This window comes from Nocardia anocheti (assembly GCF_029675105.1).
Lineage (GTDB): Bacteria > Actinomycetota > Actinomycetes > Mycobacteriales > Mycobacteriaceae > Nocardia.
This window is the reverse complement of record NZ_JAQQFV010000003.1, coordinates 212,841-239,170: the sequence shown is the minus strand read 5'-3', so window position 1 is coordinate 239,170 and position 26,330 is coordinate 212,841. Positions and strand designations below refer to the sequence as shown.

The 26,330-nt window shown below is 71.3% G+C and carries 3 protein-coding genes; 1 reads left to right on the top strand and 2 read right to left on the bottom strand.

Going from position 1 to position 26,330, the window contains the following annotated elements; genetic code table 11:
* Positions 1 to 109: 109 nt before the first annotated feature.
* Positions 110 to 709, top strand: coding sequence for a TetR/AcrR family transcriptional regulator (locus QC180_RS08590; RefSeq protein WP_278262100.1), 600 nt, complete (start codon positions 110 to 112; stop codon positions 707 to 709).
* On the opposite strand, the gene QC180_RS08585 is transcribed toward QC180_RS08590, so the two are convergent.
* Together QC180_RS08585 and QC180_RS08580 are read right to left on the bottom strand one after the other, a co-directional pair.
* Complete coding sequence (locus tag QC180_RS08585; RefSeq protein ID WP_278262099.1) at positions 706 to 1,479, bottom strand: FkbM family methyltransferase; 774 nt, start codon at positions 1,477 to 1,479, stop codon at positions 706 to 708. The two genes, QC180_RS08590 and QC180_RS08585, sit on opposite strands and share 4 nt — an antisense overlap.
* Complete coding sequence (locus QC180_RS08580) at positions 1,476 to 25,841, bottom strand: non-ribosomal peptide synthetase (RefSeq protein ID WP_278262098.1); 24,366 nt, start codon at positions 25,839 to 25,841, stop codon at positions 1,476 to 1,478. Before QC180_RS08580 ends, QC180_RS08585 begins: the two co-directional genes overlap by 4 nt.
* Positions 25,842 to 26,330: the final 489 nt, after the last annotated feature.

Here is a 26,330-nt window from a genome sequence, read left to right as displayed (position 1 = left end):
GACTTCGATACCCGTGCAGAGACAACTGAGTGGTCAAACAGAACTCCAATCGCTACTTGTGTAGCGTTAACCTAGCGACGATCAGCCACTAACGCAATAGGAGTTGTTTTTGGAACCGCAACGACGTCCCGGTGGACGCAGTGCCCGGGTCAGGGAGGCCGTGCTCGACGCGACCGCCGCCGAACTCGCCGAGCACGGCTACCCGGGGCTCACGGTGGAGGCGGTCGCGCAGCGTGCCGGGGTGCACAAGACCACGGTGTATCGCCGCTGGCGTGGGCCGGAGGGCCTGGTGGCCGACGCGCTCGAGCGGGCCAGCGAGCAGTCCTGGCCGATCCCCGACACCGGCAGCCTGACCGGTGACCTCCGCGCCCTCACCGCACTGCTGCGGACGGGGTTCGCCGATCCCGAATCCGGCAGCGTGGCCACCGCTTTCGTGGCCGCGGGCATGCAGCACCCGGACGCGGCGGCCGCGCTGCGCTCCTTCTACGAGGCCAGGCACCGGGAGTCGGCGGTCCTCGTCGAGCGCGCCGTCGCCCGGGGCGAGCTCGCGCCGGTGCCCGATCCGGTCGAGATCATCCGCTTCGCCCTGGCCCCGGTGTTCCACCGGCTGTTCATCACCCATGAACCGGTCACCGAGGCGGACGCGCGCCGGGCCGCCGACGCCGCCGCCACGGTGGCCAGAGCGTCCGCGCTCGGGTCGGCGGACTAGGCGCGCACAGCGTAGACCTCGTGCAGTTCGGTTCCGGCCAGGGACGGGTCCTGCCGGGTGCGCGGGGTGAGTCCGTGGGCGTCGAGGACCTTGCAGAACTCGCCGAGGCGCCCGTGGTGATCGTGGACCTCGGCGACGACCGCCCGGATCCGGGACCAGTCCGATTCGGTGATGCCGAGCAATACGTCGAATTCGGCCCGCTCGACGTCGACCTTGAGCAGGCCGATCTCGGCGGTCGGGTCGTGGTCGGCCAGGATCGCCGACACGGTGGTGACCTCCACGTCGATCTGTTCGCCGTCGTGCAGACCGCGGGTGATCAGGGAGATCGCGTCGTCGGGCAGGCCGTTGTTGCGCAGGAAGATCGTGGTCGCCTCGTCGTCGGCGGCGCGGTCGGCGTACAGGCTCGAGTTCGCGGTGGCCCGTGGGTACCAGGTGAACGGCAGCACACCGGGCGCGGCGCCGACCGCGACTTCGAGCGCCACACCGTCGGGGACGTGGGCGGCCATATTGCGGCGCAGGCAGTCGTAGGTGGCGGGGGCCGGTTCGGCGGCGATCACCCGGATGGCGGGGTTGGTGTCGGCGAACATCATGGCGCTCAGTCCGATATTGGCACCGATGTCGATGGCGAGGTCGCCGGGCCGCAGGGTGGCCGCGGCCTGGCGGTAGAACCCGTCGACCACCATCTCGTTCCAGAGCATGCGCGCCTCGGCGGGGCTGGTGCAGGTGACGGTGCGGCCGTCGTCGAGACGGAGGTTCTGCTGTGTGGTCATGAGGACATGAATCCTTCGAGGAGGGGGCCGATGACGGCCAGCGCGGATGGATGCGTCAACTCGAGGTGCCGTGCGTCGATGACGGTGTTGTGGACGGTGCCGGTGATGTGCGGGTGCCAGGTGCTCGCGATGGCCGCCGGGTCGGGGCGGTCCTTGCCCGCGGTGAAGAACACCAGGTCACCGTCGAAGACCCGGGGTCGGTAGGTCTCGGCGAGGGTGCCCGCCGTGGCGAAACTGCGCATCACGCGGTCGACCTGGTCGGCGGTGAACAGGCCGGTCCCGGTGATCTGGTCGCGCACGACCTGCCACGCCTGTTCGGGTGTGCTCGCGGTGACCGCGTCGCCGAGGTCGAACAGTTCGCGCCAGCCGCCGAGCAGGTCGGCCATCATCTCGCCGGGCGCGGTGACGGTGTCCGGGGCGGTCGGTGGGGTGCCCGCGGCGCTGTCCATCATGGCCAGCAGCGCGACGCGCTCGCCCTGTTCCTGCAACAGCACCGCCACCGCGTGCGCGATCTCCCCGCCGAGCGACCACCCCAGCAGGTGGTAGGGCCCGTCGGGCTGTGCGCGGCGGATCTCCTCGGCGTAGCGCCGGGCCAGCTCATCGATCGAAGTGGCGACGGGTTCGGCCGCGACGACGTGCGGGTCCTGTAATCCGTAGACCGGCCGATCACCGCGCAGGTGTCCGGCGAGGCCGCCGTAGAACCAGGCCAGCCCGCCCGCCGGGTGGATGGTGAACAGCGGCGCGGCGGTGCCCGCGGGCCGCAGTGGCAGCAGGACCTGCATGCCCGAGGCGCCGTCGGCCTCGTCGGCGCGGCGGGCGAGGGCGCGCGGGGTGGCGTCGTCGAACATCCACGGCAGTTCGACGGCGACACCGCGCGCACCGAGTTCGGTCACCGCCATTGTGGCCAGCAGCGAGTTGCCGCCGAGGTCGAAGAATCCGTCGGTGGCGCCGACCCTGGGTACCGACAGGACCTCGGCGAAGACCGCGGCCACGACCGCCTCGGAGTGGGTGCGCGGTGTCTCCGGTTCGGCGGTGCCGTGCTCGAAGTCGGGCGCGGGCAGGGCCTTTCGATCGAGTTTGCCGTTGATCGTCACCGGTAGCGCGGGCAGCACCACGATCGCGTCGGGCACCATGTATCCGGTGAGGACCTCGGCCACCGCCTGCCGGATCTCGATCGGATCGACCGGCTGTCCGGCCGCGGGCACCACGTAGCCGATCAGCTGATCGACGTCCCTGGCGTGCCGGTGCACCGCGGCAGCCGCCTGCGCGACCCCAGGAAGACGCAGCAACGCCGACTCCACCTCGCCCAATTCGATACGGAAGCCCCGCAATTGGATCTGGGCGTCGGCCCGGCCCAGATATTCGAGTTCGAGCCCGTCGGGTCCGCGATGCCACCGGCCGAGGTCGCCCGCGCGGTACATCCGGCTGCCCGGCGTACCGAACGGGGCGGCCACGAATCGGTTCGCCGTCAGCGCGGCGGCGCCACGGTAACCGCGGGCCAGCTGGTCGCCGCCGATGTATAGCTCACCGGTGACACCGACCGGCACGGGCCGCAGGCGCCCGTCGAGTACGTGGACCGCCATGCCCGGCAGCGCGGCACCGATCCCGCCGACCCGCTCGCCCTCGACCTCGGCGAAACTCACGTGGACGGTCGTCTCGGTGATGCCGTACATGTTCACCAGCCGCGGCGATCCACTCGGGTGCGCCGCGAACCATCCGTTCAACCGGCCGACATCGAGCGCCTCGCCGCCGAAGACGACGTAGCGCAGTGCCAGGTCGCCGCCACCGGCTTCCCGGCGCCGTCCCTCCGCTTCGGCGAAGCCGTAGAAGGCCGAAGGTGTCTGGCTCAGCACGGTGACCCGTTCCCTGGCCACCAGGTCGAGGAACGCGTCGGGTGTCCTGGATGTTTCGTAGTCGACGACCACCACGCGTCCACCCGAGAGCAGCGCGCCCCACATCTCCCAGACCGCGAAGTCGAAGGCGTAGGAGTGGAACAGCGTCCACACGTCGTCGGGTCCGACGTCGAACTTCTCGTTCGCGTTGGTGAGCAGGGTGACCACGTCACGGTGGGTGACGGCCACCCCCTTCGGACGCCCGGTCGAGCCCGAGGTGTAGATCATGTAGGCGAGGTTGTCGGGCCGGGGCGCGAGAGCCATCGCGTTCGCGACCTCGGTGTCGTCATCGAGATGCACGACGGGACCGTCGAATTCGGGGAACTCGCCCGGTAATCCGGACCAGGTCAGCAGTGCCACCGGGTCCGCGTCGGTGAGGACGAAGCGGAGACGTTCGGCCGGATAGGCCACGTCCAGCGGAAGATAGCCCGCTCCCGAGAGCACCACGCCGAGCAGGCCGACCACCAGATCGGTGGTACGCGGCAGTGCCACGGCCACCAGTGTTTCCGGTCCGGCTCCGCCCGCGATCAGGCGGGTGGCGACCGCGCGGGCGCGTCGGTCGAGTTCCCGGTAGGTCATGCTCGTCGTGCCGTCGGTCACCGCGACCGCGTCGGGCGTGCGCGCGACCCGCCGTGTGAACAGCTCGCCGATGGTCGCCGCAGGCACCTCGACGCCCGGTTCGCCTGCGGCGTCGAGCAATTCGCGTCGCTGGCGCGGTTCCAGGAACTCGATGTCGCCCACGACGGCCTCGGGTTCGGCGGTGACTGCCTCCAGGACGCGGATGTACCAGCGGGCGAACCGTTCCATCGACTCGTCGGTGAACAGGTCGGTGGCGTAGGTCAATCGGCCGACGATGCCCAGCGGCCTGCCCTCGGGGTCGTAGCGTTCGACCAGTTTCACGTTCAGGTCCGACTGGGCCTGTTCGAAGTAGTTCTCGACCGGCTCCACCGCGAGCCCGGGCAGGGCGAGAACGGCCTCGTCGAGGTTCTGGTAGTCGATGGTCACCTGGTACAGCGGCAGGTGCGCGGTGGACCTCGGCGGGTTGATCGCCTCCACGACCTGCTCGAACGGCACGTCCGCGTGGGCCATGGCGGCCAGATCCGCCGCCCTGACCGTCGCCAGCAGCGCCGCGAACGGATCGCCCGGCCGCACCGCGGTGCGCAGGACGACGGTGTTGACGAACATGCCGATCAGATCATCGAGTTCGCGTTCCCCGCGACCGGACATCGGCGTGCCGACGGCCACGTCCTCGGTGTCGGCCAGGCGCGCCAGCAGCACGCTCAGGGCGGCGTGCGCGACCATGAACGGTGTCGCGCCCGCCGCGCGGGCGACGGCGCCGATCCGCTCCTGCAACGGCGCGCCGATCGTGAACTCGAACGCCTGACCGCGCATCGAGGCCACCGGCGGGCGGGGTCGGTCGGTGGGCAGTTCGAGCAGTTCCGGCAGCCCGGCCAACGTCGTCCGCCAGTAGTCCAGCTGACGCGCCAGCGGCGAAGCGGGATCGCTCGCGTCGCCGAGGACCTCGTGCTGCCACAGCGCGTAGTCGGGGTACTGGACCGACAGTGCGGGCCAGGCGGGCTCGGTCGCGGTCGTCGCGGCGTGATAGGCGGCGGCGACATCGCGGGCCAGCGGGATCATCGACAGGCCGTCCGCGCAGATGTGGTGCACGGCGATGACCAGCACGTGATCGTCCCGGCCCACTTCGAACAGTTCGGCCCGCACCGGCGGCGCCTCGGTCACCTGGAAGGCGGCCGACACCACGGTGGCCACCGCCTTGGGCAGCACCGATTCCTCGATCACGACGGGTCGCAGGACGGGCACGACCTCCTCGGTGTCGACGACGATCTGGCGCGGCACCCCGTTCACCGCCGGGAATTTCGTCCGCAGCGACTCGTGCCTGCCGATGACCAGCGCGCACGCGGTCCGCAGGGCGGACAGGTCGAGGGCACCGGTCAGACGGATCACCAGGGGCACGTTGTAGGCGCCCACCGACGCGTCGAACTGGTTGAGGAACCACATCCGCAACTGTGCGGGCGACAGCGGGACCGGCGCGTCATCGGTACGCCGGATCAACGCCGGTCGTCCGACCTGGTCACGGCCGGTCAGATGGGTCGCGAGGTCGGCCAGGACCGGGAACTCGAACAGGTCGCGGACCGAGACCCGCACGCCCAGCGCGGAACTGAGCCGTGCGGTCACCCGTGTCGCGGTCAGCGAGTTTCCGCCGAGGTCGAAGAAGTCGGCGCGCATACCCACCCGCTCGAGATCGAGGACCTCGGCGCAGATGTCGGCGACGACCTGTTCGGTCTCGGTGGCCGGGGCCAGGTAGCCCGCGCCCGGCGCGAAGACCGGCACGGGGAGCGCCGCGCGATCGAGCTTGCCGGTGGTGGTCAGCGGAAGCCGTTCCAGCGCAACGCATCGCTCGGGCACCATCGGCGCGGGCAGTCTGCCCCTGGCCCAGGCCCGGACCCGCTCGGGGTCGACCGTGTCGCCGGTGAGGTAGCCGACGAGCCGGTCGGTCCCCTGGGCGTCGGCTCGAATTAGGGCAACCGCGTGGGTGACGTCCGGGTGCTCGGTGAGGACCGTTTCGATCTCGCCGAGTTCGATGCGCTGGCCCCGGATCTTGACCTGATGGTCGGCGCGGCCGAGGTATTCGAGGGTGTGCTCGGCGGTCCACCGGACCCGATCGCCGGTGCGATACAGCCGCTGTCCCGGTTCGTAGGGGTTCGCGACGAAGCTCGCCGCGGTGGCGTCGGCGCGCCCGAGATAGCCGCGGGCCAGTTGGACCCCGCCGATGTACAGTTCGCCGGTCACGCCGACCGGGACCGGGCGCAGCCGCGCGTCCAACACCACCGCCGTGGTGCCACGGATCGGGCCGCCCAGGGTGACCATCTCCCCCGCGCGCAGCGGATCGCTGATGGCGACCATGATGGTCGTCTCGGTGGGCCCGTAGCCGTTGAACAGTTCCCGGCCGGGTGCCCACGCGGCGGCGAGTTCGGTCGACACGGCTTCTCCGCCCGCGACGAGCACGCGCAGACCCTCGAGCCCCTCGGGCGACATGGTCGCCAGCACCGTCGGGGTCAGGAAGGCGTGGGTGACGCCCTGGTCGCGGATCACCGCGGACAGTTCCGCACCGGCGAAGACATCAGGGGGCGACACCACGAGCGTCGCACCGTGCGGATGCGCCATCAGCACCTCGAGCATGACGGCGTCGAAACCCGGTGCCGCGCACTGCAATACCCGCGAATCCGGTGTCACGTGGTAGCGCTCCCGCTGTTCGGCGGCGAAGCTCGCGAGCCCGGAGGCGGTCACGGCGACGCCCTTCGGGGTGCCGGTGGTGCCAGAGGTGTAGATGATGTAGGCCGTGTCGGTAGCTCGTGCCGGAGCAGCGAGCATCCGGACATCCGGCGCTTCGGGCGCGGGTTCATCCACGAGTAGGCGACCCCACTCCCCTTCGGGCACAGTGCCATTCGTGTCCGTCACGGTGGCGACCACACGGGCGCCGCAGTCGGACAGCATCACCGCGAGCCGTTCGGCCGGGTTGCGTGGGTCGAGCAGCGCACAGGCCGCGCCGAGCTCGGCGACCGCCCAGATCGTGGTGATCAGGTCGATCGAGCGCGGCATGACCACGCCGACGGTGTCCCCACGTGCGACGCTGCTCGCACTGAGCCGGTCGGCCAGTCGGTGTGCCCTGGCGTCCAGTTCGGCGTAGGTGAGCCGTTCGGTGCCGCACACCACCGCGACCCCGTCGGGACGGAGGGCGAGCCCGCGCCGGAGCAGCTCGGTGAGGGGCTCGGGCGGCACGCTCGCCGCGCCCCTGGCGGGGACCAGGGCCGCGTGTTCGGCCGGTGCCAGCAGGTCCAGGTCGCCGACGCGGGTGTCCGGGTCGGTCGCGATCGCGCGCAGCACCCGTTCCATCCGGTCGGCGAGGTCGGCGGCGGTGGTCGCGTCGACCCGCGACGGCTGGTAGCGCACGCGGACGTGCAGGGTGTCGGTGTGGTGCGCCTGCACGGTGATCGGATAGTGGGCGGCGTCGGTGCCGTCGACGGCGGTGACCCGCATGCCGTCGATGTCGGCGTCGCCGAGCCCGCTGCTGTCGACCGGGTAGGACTCGTAGGCCACCAGGGTGTCGAACAACGCGCCCCCGCCGACGGCGGCCATGATGTCGGACAGCGCGATGTGGTGGTGGTCGAGCAGGCGGGTCTTGTCCGCCTGCGACCGTTCCAACGCCTGGGCGAAGGTGCGGTCCGGGCGCACGTGCACGGGCACCGGCACGGTGTTGACGAACAGGCCGATCATCGATTCGACGCCGGACAGGTCGGCGGGTCGTCCGGAGACGGTCTCACCGACCACGACGCGTTCGCGGCCGAGCCGGTTGGCCAGCACTGTCGCCCAGGCGAATTGGACGAGGGTCGCCATGGTGACACCGTGCGCCCTGGCGAAATCGGCCAGGGCGAGGTCCAGGTCGGGGTCGAGGTCGAGGGTGAGGTCGACGGGGATGTCGACGGTCGCCGCGCCGCCGGTCCCGGCCACCAGGGCGGGCTCGGTGAACCCGCTCAGCGCGTCGCGCCACACCGCCACGCCCGTCACACTGTCGTGGCGGTCGAGCCAGTGCAGGTACTCGCCGTAGGACGGCACGCCGGGCAGCAGCGCGGCCTGCGCGTCGGCCGCGTACAGCCCGATCAGGTCGCGCAGCAGCAGTGGCAGCGACCAGCCGTCGAGCAGGAGGTGGTGGGCGGTGAGGATCAGCCGGAATTCGGTGGGCGACACCGTGACCAGCACGAATCGCACCAGCGGCGGGTCGGTGGGATCGAAGGCCGCGGCCCGCTCGGTCGCGAGGATCTCCGGCAGCGCGTCGATGGTGGCGTCGACCGTGCGCCAGTGGGGCGGCGCGTCGACCGGAATCACCTGCACGGCGGTTCCGTTCGCCGTGCGGGTGAACGCGGCGCGCAGATTCGGGTGCCGCTCAAGCAGGGCGTGGGCGGACCGGCGCAGCCGGGTCTCGTCCACGGCGCCGGTGAGCGTCATGGTGGATTGGGCGGTGTAGACGTCCAGCGCGCCCGCCGCCAGTTCGGCGTGGAACAGCAGGCCGCTCTGCAACGGTGCCAGCGACCAGACCGCGTCGAGCGGGCCGTAGCGGGCGGTGAGGTCGTCCAGGTCGTCCTGGGTCAGCGCGACCAGCGGGACATCGGACGGGGTGAGACCCCACTCGCTGTCGCGTCTGGCGGTATCGGCGATCTCGGTGAGCGCGGACAGCCACTCGCCGAGCAGGTCCTCGACCTCGTCACCGTCGAGAAGCCTTGTCGCGTAACCGATCCGCGCCGACAGGACCGGTCCATCCGGGGTGTCGGTGATACTCGTGTCAATGGTCAGCGGGGCGGCGGCGGGCATGTCGGGGTCGAAGGACGCGCTCCGGTCGAAGTCTTCCGGCGCGGGGACCCAGGCGACGCCCGACAGGGCGGCGAGATCGACGCCCGCCCGGCCGAGATTGTTGAAACTGATCTGGGGTTCGGGCAGGGCGGCCAGCGCGTCGGCCGACGCGGCGTGCAGGTGACGCAGCAGGCCGTAGCCGATGCCCTTGTCGGGGATGGTGCGCAGACGCTGTTTGACGGCCTTCACGGCGGCGCGCGGATCGGCATCGGCCACGACGAGGTCCACCGGGTACGCGCTGGTGAACCAGCCGACCGTGCGGGACAGATCCGCGCCGGGTGCGAGCTGTTCCTCGCGGCCGTGGCTCTCCAGCAGGATGCGCGTCCCCGAGTGTTCGAGACCGCGGCGCCGACACCAACGACCCAGGGCCAGGGCGAGTCCGGCGAGCAGCGCGTCGTCGGTGCTGGCGCGGGCCGCGCGGGGTACCTCGCCGAGCAGCGCCGAGGTGAGCGCGGCGGGCAGGGTCAGTGTCGTCTGGGCGACGGTCGCGTGCACGTCCACGGCCGGGTCGAACACGGCCCGTCCCAGCGGCGGTTCCGGGCGTTCGCCCATCTCCTGCCAGAGTGCGAGCTCCCCCACCCGCTCGGCTGCCGCGTCGGCCAGGGCCTCGGCCCACCGGCGCATCGATGTCCCCACCTCCGGCAGCGCGACCGGGCGGCCCTCGGCGACCTGCTGCCAGGCGGTGACGAAGTCCGGGATCAGGATTCGCCACGACACCCCGTCGACGGCGAGATGGTGCACGACGATCAGTGCCCGTCCGGCGGCCCGGACGCCGGGCTCGGGAAGCAGACACACCACCTGCGCCAGCACGCCGTCCGCCGGGTTCAGCCGCGCCGACGCTTCCCCCAGTGCGGTCTCGACCTCGGCCGTGAAACCCGCACTGGCCGGCGCACTTTCGGCCCCGAAGGTCCGCACCGACACCACCCGGTCCGCGTCGACCGCGCCCTGAGGCAGGACCTCGAGGTGGTCGGTCGCCAGTCGGGCGCGCAGCATGTCGTGCCTGTCGAGGACGGCGCGCACGGTCGCGACCACATCGTCGCGGCGGGCGTCACCGGGCAGGTCGACCAGCAGGGACTGGGCGAAGCGGTCACCGCCCGGCCTGCCGAGGAACCACGACACGATCGGCGTGCGCGCGACCGCGCCGATGCCGCCGCCGTCGAGTTCGGCGAGGGTCTCGTGTCCGGCGGCCTCGGCCACGGTCGCGAGGCCGCGAACTGTCCTGTGCTCGAAGATGTCTCGTGCGGTGACGACCACCCCGGCGGTCTTCAACCGGGCGGCGAGCTGGATGGACATGATCGAGTCACCGCCGAGCGCGAAGAACGAGTCCTCGGTGCCGACCGTCGCCAGTCCGAGGACGTCGGCGAAGATGGCCGCGATGGTCGCCTCCAGGTCGGAGGCGGGCGCCGTCCCCGTCGGCGACGGCTCGGCCACCGGCTCGGGCAGGGCGCGCCGGTCGATCTTTCCGGTCGCCGACATCGGCATCTCGTCGAGCACCGTGATCGCGGAGGGCACCATGTGTTCGGGTAGCGCGGCCGCGATCCGGTCGCGCAGGGACGACACATCGAGTGTGGTGCCGTCCGCGGGCACGACGTAGGCGGCCAGGGTCGGCTGTCCGGCGGCGCCGCGCCTGCTCACGGTGACCGCGGCGCCGACATCGGGGCAGCCGATCAGCGCGGCGTCGATCTCCCCGAGTTCCACGCGCTGACCGCGGATCTTCACCTGGAAGTCGGCGCGGCCCAGGTATTCCAGGGTGTGCTCGCCCGTCCAGCGCACCAGGTCGCCGGTGCGGTACATGCGGGTGCCCGGCGTCCCGAACGGATCGGCGACGAAGGCCGTCGCGGTCACGCCGTGCCGGTTCAGATAGCCCCGTGCCAGCGCGTTCCCGGCCAGATACAGTTCGCCCGCCACCCCGATCGGCACCGGGCGCAGCCGCCGGTCCAGGACCACCGCCCGGACGCCGCGCATGGGCGCGCCGATGGTGATCGGGTCGCCGGGGTCCAGTTCGGGGCTGACCGAGACCGCGACCGTCGTCTCGGTCGGGCCGTACACATTGTGGAAGCGGCGGCCCGGCGCCCAGGTGGCGATCAGTTCGGCCGAGACCGCCTCGCCGCCCACCGTCAGCATGCACAGCGAGTCGAGGCCCGCCGGTGGCAGGGTGGCCAGCACGCTCGGGGTCAGGAAGGCGTGGGTGACGCGCTGGCTGCGGATCAGGTCGGCCAGTTCCGGACCGCCGAACACGTCGGCGGGTGAGATCACCAGCGTGGCGTGCGCGGTGTAGGCCATGAGCGATTCCATGAGGACCGCGTCGAAGGCGGGCGAGGCGACCTGCAGGACGCGCGAGGTGCGGTCCATTCGATAGTGCTCGTCCTGTTCGGCCGCCAGCGTGGCCAGGCCCTCGTGGGTGACGACGACACCCTTCGGCAGGCCGGTGGAGCCGGAGGTGTAGATCACGTACGCCGCGTCGTCGAGACGCACCGGCCGAGCGGGCACCGGGACACCGTCGCGGTGCGCGGCGGCCGCTCGCGCGCGGACGTCGGGGTCGTCGACGCACACCCACTCCACCGAGGCGGGAAGTTCGGTGCCACCCGTCCGTGCCGAGCGCAGGGTGAGACCGAGCCGGGCGCCGGAGTCCTCGGCCATGTGGGCCAGGCGGTCGGCGGGATAGCGCAGATCCATCGGGACGAAGGCGGCGCCGGTCTTCGCGACCGCCCAGAGCGCCACGTGGTAGTCCACCGAACGCGGAAGTGCCAGCGCGACAAAGGTTCCGGTGCGCGCACCGGCCGCCGTCAGGAAGGCGGCGAGCCGGTCGGAGCGGGCGTCGAGCTCGCCGTAGGTGAGGGTCTCCTCGGCGCCGACGAGGGCGACCGCCGCCGGTGCCACGGCCGCGGAGAGCAGCGCGGGCAGGGTTCGCGGCGGGACGGCGGCCGACTGCCCGGCGGGCAGCAGGTGTGCTGCCTCCTCATCGCTGAGCAGGTCGATGGCGCCGATCCTCGCCTCCGGCCGCGCCGTCATCGCCGTGAGCACCCGCACCAGGCGGTCGGCGAAACGGGTCGCGGTGGAGTCGTCGAAAAGGTCGGTCGCGTAGACGATCTCGCCGCGCATCCCGGCACCGGCGCCCAGTTCACTCATCAAGACGGTGAGGTCGGTCTTGGCCTGGGCGACGCCCGGATCGAGCACCTCCACGCTGATGTCGTCGAGTTCGAACGCCGTGGTCTCGACATTCCGGAAACCGAGCAGTACCTGGTACAGCGGCGAATACGCGGTGGACCGGGACCGGTCGAGCAGCTCGGCCAGGCGGTCGAAGGGCACATCGGCGTTGGCGAGGGCGTCAAGGTCGATATCGCGCAGCCCGGCGAGGAATTCGCGCAGCGGCAGTTCCTCATCGATCGGCGTGCGCAGCACCACCGTATTGACGAACATGCCCACCAGATCATCGAGTTCGGGCCTGCCACGGCCCGCGACCGGGGTGCCGATGGACACGTCGGCGCTGTGGGCGGTGCGGCCGAGCAGGAGGGCGAGCGCGGCGTGCACGACCATGAACACCGTGACACCCTCGCGCAGCGCGAGCTCGACGATCGCCTCGTGCAGACCGGGTTCGACCGTGAACTCCACCCGTCCGCCGGTCATGGACAGCACCGCGGGCCGGGGTCGGTCGGTCGGGAGTTCGAGCAGTTCCGGCGCGTCGGCGAGGACCTCCCGCCAGTAGGCGATCTGCCGGGCCGCCAGGGAGGCGGGGTCGTCCTCGGCGCCGAGGCTCTCCTGCTGCCAGCGCGCGTAGTCGGCGTAGTCGACCGGCAGCGCGGGCCATTCGGGCTCCCCGCCGAAACGGCGGGATCGGTAGGCGGCGAAGACATCACGGGCCAGCGGTGCCATCGAGGCGCCGTCGGCGGCGATGTGGTGCACGACCACTACGAGGACGTGTTCGTCGCGGCCGGTGCGATACAGACCGGCGCGTACCGGCGCGGTCCGGGCGACATCGAATCCGGACTCCACCGCGGTGCGCAGTTCGGCGGCGAGTCGGGCCGGGTCGCTGATCTCGACCGGCTCCAGCTCGGGCAGGCCCACCGCGGTGTCGCGGACGAGCTGGTGCGGGGTGCCCTGGACGTCGGGATAGATGGTGCGCAGTGGTTCGTGGCGTGTCACCACGTCGGCCATCGCCGCGCGCAGCGCGCGGATGTCGAGCGGGCCGGTCAGCCGGGCCGCGAAGCAGATGTTGTAGGCCCCCGAGTCGGGGTCGAGCTGGTTGAGGATCCAGATCCGACGCTGTGCCGCCGCCAGCGGGATCTCGTCCCGGTCGGCGTGGCGGACCAGGGGCACGCCGGAGTAGCGGTCCCGCAGCGCGATCCGTTCCGCGAGTTCGGCGATGCTCGGGGCGTCGAAGATGTCGCGGACCCGCACCCGCACCCGCAGGGCGGCTTCCGCGCGGGCCGCGACCTGGGCGGCCGAGAGCGAGTTGATGCCGATGTCGAAAAGATCCGCCGCGACGCTCACGTGATCCGCGCCGACGATCTCGGCGACGATATTCGCCAGCACGACCTCCCGGTCGGTCCGGGCGACGTATTCCGCGATCATCTTCGCGCGCAGGGCGGCCCGGTCGGTGCGGCCGTCGGGGCTCTCGTCGGCGTCGTCGAGGGCCGGACGCGCGAGCGCGGCACGGTCCAGTTTGCCGCTCGGCGTCAGCGGCAGGGTGTCGACGACCCGGACCGTGGCGGGCACCAGGTAGGCGGGCAGCACGCGGGTCAGCTGCTTGCGGACCGCGCCGCCGTCGAGGGTGAGACCCGGGGCCGGGGTGACGAAGGCGGTGATCCGGTCCGGGGTGACGACCGCGACCGCTCGCGCCACCGCGTCGATCGTGCGCAGCGCCGCCTCGATATCGCCGGGCTCCACCCGCTGGCCGTGGAACTTCACCTGGAAGTCGCTGCGGCCGTGGTATTCCAGCGCGCCGGACCGCGTGCGGCGGACCAGGTCACCGGTGCGGTAGAGCCGCTGTCCCGGTGCGCCGAACGGGTCGGCGACGAACATCGCGCCGGTGAGGTCGGGGCGACCGTGATAGCCGCGGGCCAGCTGCGGGCCGGACACGTACAGTTCACCGACGACGCCGACCGGGACCGGCCGCAGGCGGGGGTTCAGGATATGCAGCCGCATGCCCGTCACCGGGTAGCCGATCGGAACACCGCCGCGCACCGGCGAATTCGTCGCGCAGCGGTAGGCGGTCACCACCTCGGCTTCGGCCGGGCCGTACCAGTTGACCACCTCGGCGGTGTCGAACACGCGCAGCGCCCGTTCCGCGGTGCGACGGGCCAGTGCCTCACCGGCCGGGAACAGATGGCGCACCGACGACAACCGCGCGGCGCCCGGATGTTCCAGCAGCACATCGAGCATCGACGGCACGAAGTGCACCGTGGTCACCTCCTCGGCCGCGATCACCCCGGCCAGGTAGGCGGGGTCGCGGTGGCCGCCCGGTTCGGCGACGACGATCCGCGCCCCGGTCTGCAACGGCCAGAACAACTCCCACACGGCGATGTCGAAGGTGATCGGCGTCTTGTGCAGCACCACATCGGTCTCGTCGTGCGGGAACTCGCGCTGCGCCCAGGCCAGCTGATGCATGGTCGCCGCGTGGGTCAGCGCGACGCCCTTGGGCGCGCCGGTCGACCCGGAGGTGAACAGCACGTAGGCGATGTCGTCGGGGCGCAGCGGTGCGGCGCGCTCGGCGTCGGTGACGGGTCGGGCGGGCAGCGCGCTCAGGTCCAGGTCGTCGAGGCGCACCTGGGTGATGTCGGTGGGCAGGCCACGATCGTCGCGCGCGGTGGTGACCACCAGCAGCGGCTCGGCCACGCGCAGCACGTGGACCAGCCGCGCGGTCGGGTGCTCCGGGTCCAGGGGCACGAACGCGGCGCCCGCCTTCACGACGGCGTAGACGGCCGTGATCATCTCGATCGAGCGGTGCACCGCGACCGCGACCGGGGTCTCGGGGCCCGCCCCGAGGGCGATGAGGTGGCGGGCCAGCCGGTTGACCCGCGCGTCGAACTCGCGATAGGTCAGCGTGGGACCGTCGGGGACCCGCACCGCGACGGCGTCGGGCGTGCGGGCGACCTGCTCGTCGAAGGCGTCCACCAGGGTGCGACCTGTCGGCACGGGGGCGGTCTCGTGTTCGGCGATGTCCGGTTGGTCGTCCGCGAGGTCGATGTCGCCGACCGCGACGGTGGCGTCGGTGGTGACGGCGTCGAGGACGCGCACGAACTGGTCGGCCATGCGGCGCGCGGAGTCCTCGTCGAACAGATCGGTGGCATAGGTCAGGCGCAAGGCCATGCCGGTGATCTCGTTGCGCGGCCCCCGGTCCTCGGTGACCATCAGGAGCAGATCGCCGATCGCCGCCTCGGTCCCGGCATCGAGGGATTCGATGTCGAGCCCAGGCAGTTCGAGCCGGGCGGGCGCCATGTTCTGGTAGGCGAGCATCACCTGGAACAGCGGTGAATGTGCCGTGGAGCGTGCGGGATTGAGGACTTCGACCAGTTGCTCGAACGGGACGGTGGCGTGCTCGAAGGCTTCGACGTCGGTGCGTCGGGCGAGGTCGAGCAGGTCGAGGAATCGCTGTTCCGGGCGGACGCGGGTGCGCAGCACGAGCGTGTTGACGAACATGCCGACGAGCCGGTCCAGCGACCGGTCCCCGCGTCCGGCGTAGGGGACGCCGAGGGTGATGTCGTCGTCCCCGGAGAGTTGGGCGAGCAGGACGGCCAGGGCGGTGTGCACCACCATGAACGGGGTGACTCCGCCGCTGCGCGCGAGCGCGGCCACGGCGGTGGCGATCTCGGCGGGCACCGTGACGTGGACGGTGGCGCCGCGGTGGGACTGTTCGAGCGGTCGCGGCCGGTCGGTGGGCAGGGCGAGGACGTCGGGGATCCCGGCGAGCTGGGTCCGCCAGTAGGTGAGGTCGAGGGCGGCGGCCGAGTCGGGTGCGGCCAGGGCCGCGCGCTGCCACAGCGCGTAGTCGGCGAACTGGACGGGCAGCGGCGCCCATTCCGGCTCGGCACCCGCGGCGCGTGCCCGATAGGCCTCGATGATGTCGGCGGCCAGCGGCGCGACCGAGTAGCCGTCGCAGTTGATGTGGTGCACCGCCAACGCGAGCACGTGCGTCGACGGGGACAGCCGCAGGACCGCGACCCGGATCGGCGCGCCCGTGGCGACGTCGAACCCGATGCCGAAGAACTGTCGCAGGCGTGGGCCGAGGTCGATCTCCTCGACCGGGTGCACCGTCAGGTCGCAGGCGCCGACGACCTCGTCGGTGGTCAGCACCACCTGGGCGGGGGTGCCGTCGTCGGCGGGATAGGTGGTACGCAGGATTTCGTGCCGTTCGAGCACATCGTGCACGGCCGCGGCCAGCGCGAGGGTGTCGAGCGTGCCGCCGATCCGGATGGCGAGGGGCACCACATAACTCGCCGATTCGGGGTCGAGCTGATTGAGCAACCACATCCGACTCTGCGCCGGGGACAGCGGGATCCGGTCGGGCCGTGGCCCCGCCACCGGGCCGGTGACCGCCCCCGCCGTGCGCTGCCGCTCGATCCAGCGGGCCAGCTCGGCCACCGTCGGCGCCTCGAAGACCGCGCGCACCGGGATCGTCGTACCGAGCACCTCGCCGATGCGGCTGAGCGCGCGCGTGGCCAGCAGCGAATTGCCGCCGAGGGTGAAGAAATTGTCGTCGGCGCCGATCCACGGTGCCCGCACGAGTTCGCCGAAGACGGTCGCGATCGTCTCCTCGGTGAGTCCGCTGGGCGGGCGATAGCGGGTGGCGCCACCGCGTGGGTCCGGCATGGGCAGGGCGCGATAGTCGATCTTGCCGTTGCCGGTGAGCGGGATCGCCGGGATCCGGATGACCTGTGCCGGAACCATATACGCGGGCAGGCGCGCGAGCAGGACGGCGCGCAGCGCGTCGGTGTCGAGCGGGTCGGGACTCACCGCGTAGGCCACCAGCAGCGGTTCGTCGGCCACGGTGACGACCCTGGCGACGGCGCCGCTGATCCGCGCGTCGGCGAGCAGTGCGGCTTCGATGTCGCCGAGTTCGACGCGCAGTCCGCGAATCTTGACCTGGGTGTCGCGGCGACCGACGTACCGCAGTTCACCGGATCGGTCCCAGCGGACGAGGTCACCGGTGCGATACAGCCGGGTGCCGGGGACCTCGGCGTACGGGTCGGCGACGAAGGCCGTCGAGGTCAGGTCCGGGCGCGCGTGGTAGCCGCGCGCGAGCTGGACACCGCCGAGGTAGAGCTCGCCGGTGACCCCGTCGGGGACCGGTCGCAGCCGTGTATCGAGCACTCGGACAGTGACATTCGCCTCCGGTGTGCCGATCGGGACCACGGCGCTGTCGAGGTCACCGATCGCGTGGGCGGTGACGCTCACGGCGGCCTCGGTCGGCCCGTAGAGATTGTCGATCCGGGCAGCCGAGACATCACGGAACCGGTCCACGGTGACGGCGTCGAGGGCCTCACCGATGCACAGCACCTGCCGCACGGTGGCGAGCCCGGCTGTCGTCGCGTGGTCGAGGAAGGCCGCGAGCAACGAGGGCACGAAGTCGACGACGGTCACGCCGTGCCGGGCGACGAGTCGTGCGACGGCGGCCGGATCGGTGTGGTCCTCGGGACCGGCGACCACCAGCGCGGCGCCGGAGGTCGGCGCGGCGAACAGTTCCCAGACCGACAGGTCGAAGGTCACCGGTGTGCGCAGTAACAGCACATCGTCGGCGCCGATCCCGTATCGGCCACGCAGCCACCGCAGCTGGTTCGCGACCGCCGCGTGGGTGAGCGCCACGCCCTTCGGGACACCGGTGGAGCCGGAGGTGAAGATCACGTAGGCGAGGTCGTCGGGGCGCAGGGGGCGATGCCGGTCGGCGTCGGTGACGGGGGCGGTCGATGCGGCGGTCCCGGTCAGGTCCGGGAGGCGCCAGACCGGTGCGCCGGTGGGGATGTCGAGATCCTGGCCGATCACGACGGCGTCGGGGACGGCCGCGGTGAGGACCGCCCGCAGTCGGTCGACGGGATGATCCGGGTCGAGCGGCAGGTACGCCGCGCCCGCGGCATGCAGAGCGTAGAGGGTGCGCAGCAGGTCCACCGAGCGCGGCATGGCCACGGCGATCAGGCTGCCGGGTCCGACACCGCGTCCGAGGAACACGCGTGCCAGCGTGTTCACCTCGTCGGCGAACGCACGGTAGGTGAACACCTCGCCCGACGTACCGTCGATGACGGCAGGCAATTCCGGTGTCGCCGCGACCTGGTTCGCGAACAGCGCGGCCATGGTCGAATCACCCTCGGGCAGTAGGGGTCCGGTCTCGCGCGCCGCGCGTTCGGCGAGATCGTCCGGACCCAACAGTGACAGGTCACCGACGGGCAGGCCGGGGTCGGCGACGACGCCACGCAGGACGCGCAGGAACAGCGCGAAGACCGAGGCGACCGTGGGCTCGTCGAACAGGTCGGTCGCGTAACCGAATTCGACACCGATGTCGCCGGGGTCGCCGTCGGCGTCGAGGGTGTCGACGAGGTTGAGGTGCAGGTCGTACTTGGCGACCCCGGGGTCGACGAGTTCGGCCGATGCCGTCAGCCCATCCAGGGTGAGGGTCGGGATCTCGATGTTCTGGAACGAGAAACCGACCTGGGTCAGGGGCGCGTGGGCGGTGCTGCGGGGTGGGTTGAGCTCCTCCACCAGCCGTTCGAATGGGATCGCGGCATTGTCGAAGGCCCCGAGATCGCATTCCCTGGCCCGCTCGATGATCTCGCCGAACGATACGGCCGGATCGACGTGTACGCGCAGCACCAGAGTGTTGACGAACATTCCGATCAACGGGTCCAGCGCGGGTTCGCCACGCCCGGCGACCGGGGTGCCCACCGCGATGTCGCCGGTGCCCGAGAGCCGGGCCAGCAGCACCGCGAACGCGGCGTGCAGCACCATGAACACCGTCGCGTCGTGACCGCGCGCGACCGCGGCCAGCTCACGGTGCAGATCGGCGGGCACGACCGCGGTCAGGGCGGCGCCGCGGAAGGACTGGTGCGCGGGGCGCGGACGGTCGGTCGGCAGATCGAGGACTTCCGGCAGGTCGGCCAGCGCGGCCCACCAGTACCGGATCTGTTCGGCGGTCGGGCTCGCCGGATCGTCGGGTTCACCGAGTAGTTCGCGTTGCCACAGCGTGTAGTCGGCGTATTGCACTGGCAGCGGCGCCCAGCCGGGTTCCTCCCCGTGAGCGCGGGCCCGGTACGCGCGGGCGATGTCGGCGGCCAGCGGGGCGAGCGAGGAGCCGTCCGTGGCGATGTGATGGACCGAGAGCACGAGGGTGTGTTCGTCGGATGCCGTGCGCAACAGGGTGATCCGCACCGGCACGGCCGCGCTGACATCGAATCCGCCCGAGGTCTCCTGGGCGATCCGGTCGGCGAGTTCGTCGGCGGTGACCTCGATCGGGATGAGATCGACGGTCACCGCCTCGGCGGGCAGGATCTCCTGCCACGGCCCGTTGTCGCTGTCCGGGTATCGGGTGCGCAGGGTCTCGTGCCGCGTGACGACGTCGGCGAACGCGGCGCGGAGGGCGTCGAGGTCCAGCGGACCGGAGATCCGGACGACGACCGGCACGTTGTACACCGCAGCGGTGGGGTCGAAGCGATTGAGGAACCACATGCGGGTCTGGGCCGGGGACAGCGGAATCCGCTCGGGACGACGCTGCGGACCCAGGGGTGTCCGTGGCGTGCCGGGCTGACCGGGTGCGGCGGTGTCCAGTTCGCGGGCGAGGGCGTCGACCGTCGGCGCCTCGAACAGGGTGCGCACGGGGATGTCGACACCGAGCACCCCGGACAGCCGGGCCGCGACCTTGGTCGCGGTCAGCGAGTTCCCGCCGAGGTCGAAGAAGTTGTCCAGCGCGCTGATCCGTGGCGCGCCGAGCACCTCGCGATAGATCCCGGCGACGACGCGTTCGGTGGCGGTGCGCGGCGCGATGTCGGCGACGGCGCCCGGGAACACCGGCTCGGGCAGGACGGCGCGGTCGAGCTTGCCGCTCGAGGTCAGGGGGAAGCGGTCCAGCACCATGCACACGTCCGGCACCATGTGCGCGGGCAGGCGGTCGCGGGCGGTGGCGCGGACCCGCTCGGCGTCCACGCCCGCGCCGACCAGATAGCCGACCAGACGATCCGCCCCGGCCTCGCCGTGGACGACGACGACCGCGTGGGTCACCGCCGGGTCCTGGGCGAGCACCGCTTCGATCTCGCCCAGTTCGGTGCGCTGGCCACGGATCTTCACCTGATGGTCGGCGCGGCCCAGGTATTGCAGCGTCAGCTCCGGCGTCCACCGGACCAGATCGCCGGTGCGGTACATCCGGGTGCCCGAACCGCACGGGTCGGCCACGAAGCTCGCCGCGGTCTGCGCGGGTCGGCCGAGATAGCCGCGCGCCAATTGCACACCGCAGACATAGAGTTCACCCGCCGTCCCGACCGGCACCGGGCGCATTCTGGCATCGAGTACCTGCGCGGAGATCCCGCGAATCGGGCCACCGATGGTGATCGGCCCGTCGGCGGGGACCGGGTCGCTGATCGCGACCATGATCGTCGTCTCGGTCGGACCGTATCCGTTGAACAGGCGACGGCCGGGTGCCCAGGTGGCGCCGAGCTCCGGGGTGAGCGCCTCGCCACCCGCCACGAGCACGCGCAGGCACTCCAGGCCGGTCGGTGACATCGAGGCCATGACAGTGGGCGTCAGGAAGGCGTGGGTCACCTCCTGTGCCCGGATCAGGTCCGCCAGATCGGATCCCGCGTAGACGTCCGGGGGCGAGACCACCAGCGCGCCACCACCGGGATGGGCCATGAGCACTTCCAGCATCACGGCGTCGAAACCCGGTCCGGCGGCCTGCAAGACGCGCACGGCGGGGTCGACGTCGTAGCGTTCCTGTTGTTCGGCGGCGAAATTCGCCAGCCCCTGGTTGGTGACCTCGACGCCCTTGGGCACGCCGGTGGTACCCGAGGTGTAGATGACGTACGCGACGTCACCGGGGTGGATCGGTCGGCCCCGGTCCCGGTCGGTCACCGGTGCCGCCGGGTAGCCCTCGGTGATGCCGCGCGACACCGGGTCGGCGACCACCAGCAGCGACCACGGCCCCTCGGGCGCCCTGTCCTCGACTTCGGCGCTGGTCAGCACGACCCGTGGTCCGCTGTCGGCGAGCATGGCCGCGATCCGGTCGCGGGGATTGCGCGGATCGATCAGCACCAGGGCGGCGCCGGTCTTCGCGACGGCCCATACGGCCACGACGAAGTCCACCGACCGCGGCAGCACCATGGCCACCACCTCGCCGGGTCGCGCGCCCTGATCGAGCAGGCGCCGCGCGAAACGGTTCGACAGTTCGTCCAGCTCGGTGAAATCCATGGTCGCTTCGCCCGCCACCACCGCGGGACCGTGCGGTGAGATCGCCACGCCCCGCGCCAGCAGCTCGGCCAGGGCCACGCCGGGGACGGCCTCGGCACCGCGCACCGGGGCCAGCGTGGTCCGTTCCGCGTCGGACAGCAGGTCCACATCGCCGACCGGCGTCGACGGGTCGGCCACGACGGCGTCGAGTATCCGGACCAGGCGGGCGGCCAGCCGCTCGACGGTGGCCGCGTCGAACAGGTCGGTCGCGTAGTTGACGCGCAAGGCGATGTCGCCGGTGCCCGCGGCGTTGGCGGCGACGGTGACGACGAGGTCGACCTTGGCCGGTTCCGCGCCGGGATCGAGCACGTCGACCGTGAGATCCGGCAGGGTCAGCCGGGGCAGTGCGGTGTTGTCGAAGGACAGATACACCTGGCAGACCGGGGCGTAGGCGGTCGAGCGCTGCGGGTCGAGCGCCTCGACCACCCGATCGAACGGGACGTCGGCGTGGCTGAAGGCGTCGAGGTCGACATCCTTCACACGTTCGAGGAAGGCGGTGAACGATTCCTCGCGCCGGACCGGCGTGCGCAGGGCCACGGTGTTGACGAACATCCCCACCAGGGGCGCCAGTTCCGCGTCGCCACGGCCCGCCAGCGGGGCGCCGATGACGATGTCGGCGGCACCCGAGACGCGCGACAGCAGCACCGCGAGAGCCGCGTGTACGACCATGAACGGCGTGACATCCGCGGCGCGCGCGAGCTGTTCGACGCCGGTGTAGGTGGCGGTGGCGAGCTCGGTGGCGACGATCCCGCCGTGCAGTGAACGGCGCGCGGGCCGGGGACGGTCGGCCGGGATCTCGAGTACAGCCGGGGCCGTGGCCAATTGCGTTGTCCAGTAGGTCAACTGCTCGGTGAGCAGCGAGTCCGGATCGGTGTCGTCACCGAGCAGGCGCCGATGCCAGTCGGCGTAGTCGGCGTACTGTACGGCCAGCGGCTGCTGGTGTGGCGCCTGTCCCCGCGTTCGCGCGGCGTAGGCGGCGGCGACATCGGCGGCCAGTGGTGCCAGCGAGGCGCCGTCGCAGCTGATGTGGTGCAGCACCAGGACGAGCACATGGACGTCGGGGTCATCGGTGGTGAGGACGGCCACCCGCAGTGGCGGACGCGCGGTGACGTCGAATCCCTGGGTGGTCAGGTCACGTACCCGCTCGTCGAGATGGTTCGACTCGACCCGTTGGGGCTCGAAACTCAGCTCGGCCAGGGCATCCGCGACGGTGCGGATCTCCTGGACCCCGGCACCGTCGACGGCCGGATAGCGGGTCCGCAGCGATTCGTGCCGGTCCAGGACATCGCCCAGCGCCGCGCGCAGCGCCTCGGGCTCGAGACGCCCGGTCATGCGCAGCACGAGCGGGATGTTGTAGGCCGCGGACGCCGGTTCGGCCCGGTTGATCAGCCACATCCGCTGTTGCGCCGGGGCGAGCGGCATCGTCGCCGTGCGTGGCACGGGCTCCAGGGCGGGGCGGACGCGACGGCGGGCTCGGCCGACGCGTTCGGCCAGGCCAGCCACGGTCGGTTCGGCGAACAGATCACGCACCGACAGGGCGCACCCGGTCGCCTCGGCGAGGCGCACCACGGCCGCGGTGGCGGTCAGCGAGTTGCCGCCCGCGTCGAAGAAGCTGTCGAACGCGCCGACCCGCTCCACACCGAGCACCTCGGAAAAGGCCTGCGCCACCCACTCTTCGATCTCGGTTCGCGGGGCCACATAGCCCGCCGCGACCGTCTCGTCGGGCGCGGGCAGTGCCCGAAGATCCAGTTTGCCGTTGACCGTCAACGGCAGCTCGTCCACCACCGACACCACGCCGGGGACCATGTACCCCGGCAGCCGCGTAGCCGCCTGCGCGACAACGGCATCCACGTCGACGGCGGCACCGTCGACCGGCACGACATAGCCAACCAGTCGGGCCGCGTCGGTGCCCGCGCGGTGCACGACGACCGCCGCGGCGGCTATCGAGGCGTCGGTGAGCAGGGCGGCGCGTACCTCGTCGAGTTCGATGCGGAAACCGCGCAGCTGCACCTGTTGGTCGGCGCGGCCGCGGTATTCGAGGTCGCCGTCGTGGGTGCGGCGGGCGAGGTCACCGCTGCGATACATCCGCTCCCCCGGCGCTCCCCATGGATCGGCGACGAAGCGGCCCGCCGACAACGCGGGCTGCCCCAGATATCCCCGCGCCACCTGCGCTCCGGCGACATAGATCTCCCCCCACGCCCCGACCGGCGCGGGCCGTAACCGTCGGTCCAGCACATAGGCGCGCAGCCCGGGCAGGGCCGAGCCGATCGCGCTGGGCGCCCCCGGCACCGCGCGGCCGGAATCCAGTGCCGTGTGGGTGACGAACACCGTGGTCTCGGTGATGCCGTAGCTGTTGACCAGCACCGGGGTGAGCGGATTGTCCTCGTACCAGGGCGCCAGCGCCGCCGGATCGAGGCCCTCGCCCGAGAGCACCACCGTCCGGAGCGAGGGCACGCCGTCGGGGACGCCCGCCGCGCGATAGCGACGGTCCGCGGCGGCGAACTGGTAGAACGCCGACGGGGTCTGGCTGAAGACCGTCACCGCCTCCCGGGCCACCAGCCGGACCAGTTCGTCGGGGACGCGGGCGGTCGACCCGTCGACGACCACGATCCGGCCGCCGGTGGTCAGCGGCCCGAAGACCTCCCAGATCGAATAGTCGAAGGCCACCGAATGCAGCCACGTCCACACGTCGCCCGCGTGAATGTCCAGGGCGGCGGTCGCATTCGCGAGATAGGTCACCACCGACCGATGACTGACGACCACGCCCTTCGGCCTGCCGGTCGAGCCGGAGGTGAAGATGACGTAGGCCGCGTCGTCGGGTCGCAACGGCGCGCCGCGGTCGGCATCGGTGATCGGCGCGGTGGACCCGTCGGAGTCGTCGTCCGGTGCGAGGATCAGTGTCTGCGGGTGCGTGGGCAGCAGCGAGACGGTCTGCGCGTCGACCAGCAGCACGGCCGGATCCGCTTGCCCGACAACGTAGTCCAGTCGCTCCCGCGGATGCGTGAGGTCGAGGGGCAGGAAGCCAGCCCCGGACTTGACGACGGCGAGCAGCGCCACGACCAGTTCGGCCCCGCGCGGCAGGGCGACCGCCACCAACGCGCCGGGTCCGGCACCACGGTCGATCAGCCGACGGGCCAGCCGGGTGGATCTCTGGTCGAGGTCCTGATAGGTCAGCGTCGTCCCGTCGGCGGTGACCGCGCCCGAGAACGGCGTCGACGCCGCCTGCCGCGCCAGCGCGTCCACCAGCGTTCCGTCCGGTGTGAGACCCACGGGGGCGTCGACGGGTTGAGCCTCGGCACCCACGGGCAGGTCCAGGATCGGCGTGTCCGTCTCCGCTGCCGCGAACCGCTCCAGGAACTCCACGAAAGTCTCGGCGTGCGCGTCGATCTCGCGTGCGCTGTAGAGATTGTCGTTGCCGTGCAGCTCGATCAGCAGCGGGGCCTGCGGGCCGGTCCGGTAGAGGTTGAGTTGCAGGTCCTCGAGCGCGCCGGAGGTGAGCGCGTGGTAGTGGCCGACGGCCTCGCCCAGGCGGATCTCGGAGTCGAAGAACAGGATGTTCACGACCGGGCCGTAGGTCGTCGCGGAATTGTCGATCGAGGGCGACTCGCGGCGCAGATCCTCGAAGCGGTAGCGCTGGTGACGCAGCGCCGAGACCAGCTCGCTGGTGGCCGCGCCGACCAGACCGGCGACAGTGGTTGTGTCGTCGACGGCGAAGCGGATCGGGACCATATTGGCGAGCATGGCCGCGGCGCTGCGCAGCCGCATCGTCACCCGGGCACTCACCGGCACCGAGAGCACCACGTCCTCGGCGCCGGTCATCCGCGTGAAATACGCGGCGAACGCGGCGACCACCACCTGGGCCGCCGAGGCGTCGAGGGCGGCGGCGCGGCGATCCAGCAGGTCACACAGGTGCGGCGGAAGCTGCCGGGCGCCGACCCGGTCGATCGTCCCCGGTCGGGCGGCGCGACCGGAGAGTCCGGCGGGCGCGGGCAGTCCGGCGACCTTGTCCAGCCAGTACCGGCGATCGGTCTCGAACCGCGAGCCCTCGCGGTACGCCTTTTCCTCCACCGCGATATCGCGCAGCGCCGCGGCGACCAGCGGGGTGGCGGGGCGGTCCTCCCGCAGCGCGTTGTAGTGCTCGGCGACCCGGCTGAGCACGTTGAAGGCACCGTAGCCGTCGATCACCAGGTGATGGGCGCGCGCGTACCAGAGGTGCCGGTCCTCGGCGACCCGGATCAGCCGGGTGACGGCGAGCTGATGCTGGGTGATGTCGACGCGACGGGTGTAGTCGCGCCGCATCCAGTCCAGCGCGGCGGCCATCGGATCGGGGTGGGTGCCGACATCGAGGACCAGCTCGTTGAAGGTGATATCGCGATCGACCAGCTGGTAGGGGACGCCGTCCACTTCCACCAGCCGCACCATGAGCGACTCGGTCTCCTCGGCGGCGAGATGGACCGCGCGGTTGAACAGGGCGATGTCGATCGGTCCGACGATCTCGACGTACTGCGCGATATTGGTCGCCGGGCCACTGTACGCGCTGTCGGCGAACCACATGCCGTACTGAGCGGACGAAAGCGGAATCAGATCCTGATTACCGGCGCGACTGACGACAGACTCCATGATTACCCGACCCCTCGCATGGCTACCGACTTACTATTCGACCCCATCACCGCATATCCACCTGTATCACACTGTCCGGTGGACGCGGAATATCTACAGCCGACCGGCCATACTTGTCCCCTTGCCATATTTTCGGGCCCGCGGGCCTGTACCCAGCGGATTCGTCGCCGAAACCTTCCACCTGACACTAGCCTGCCAGCAAACATCGGGCATACGAATAGGCGGGAACACGCTAGTAACAATTACGCTCGGCGCGTCGGCCGAAAACGACATTTCGCCCGAACGGATTAATCCCGCGGTCACGCGTTGCTGCCCGATCGTTACGCGTCAATTCACCTCGCCGTAAATACCGAAGAATTGTTTTCCGCAAGTCGCGTACTGGACATTCACTCAATGCGACCTAAAAAGACACAGAGTTCGTTACGGGCGGTCGAATCGGCTATCGAGAATTTCGGATGGCGGGAAGTCCACACCGGACGACAGCGAGCC

Coding starts and splice junctions, on each gene's coding strand:
- QC180_RS08580 (WP_278262098.1), bottom strand. CDS start 25,841: ATGGAGTCTGTCGTCAGTCGCGCCGGTAATCAGGATCTGATTCCGCTT.
- QC180_RS08585 (WP_278262099.1), bottom strand. CDS start 1,479: ATGACCACACAGCAGAACCTCCGTCTCGACGACGGCCGCACCGTCACC.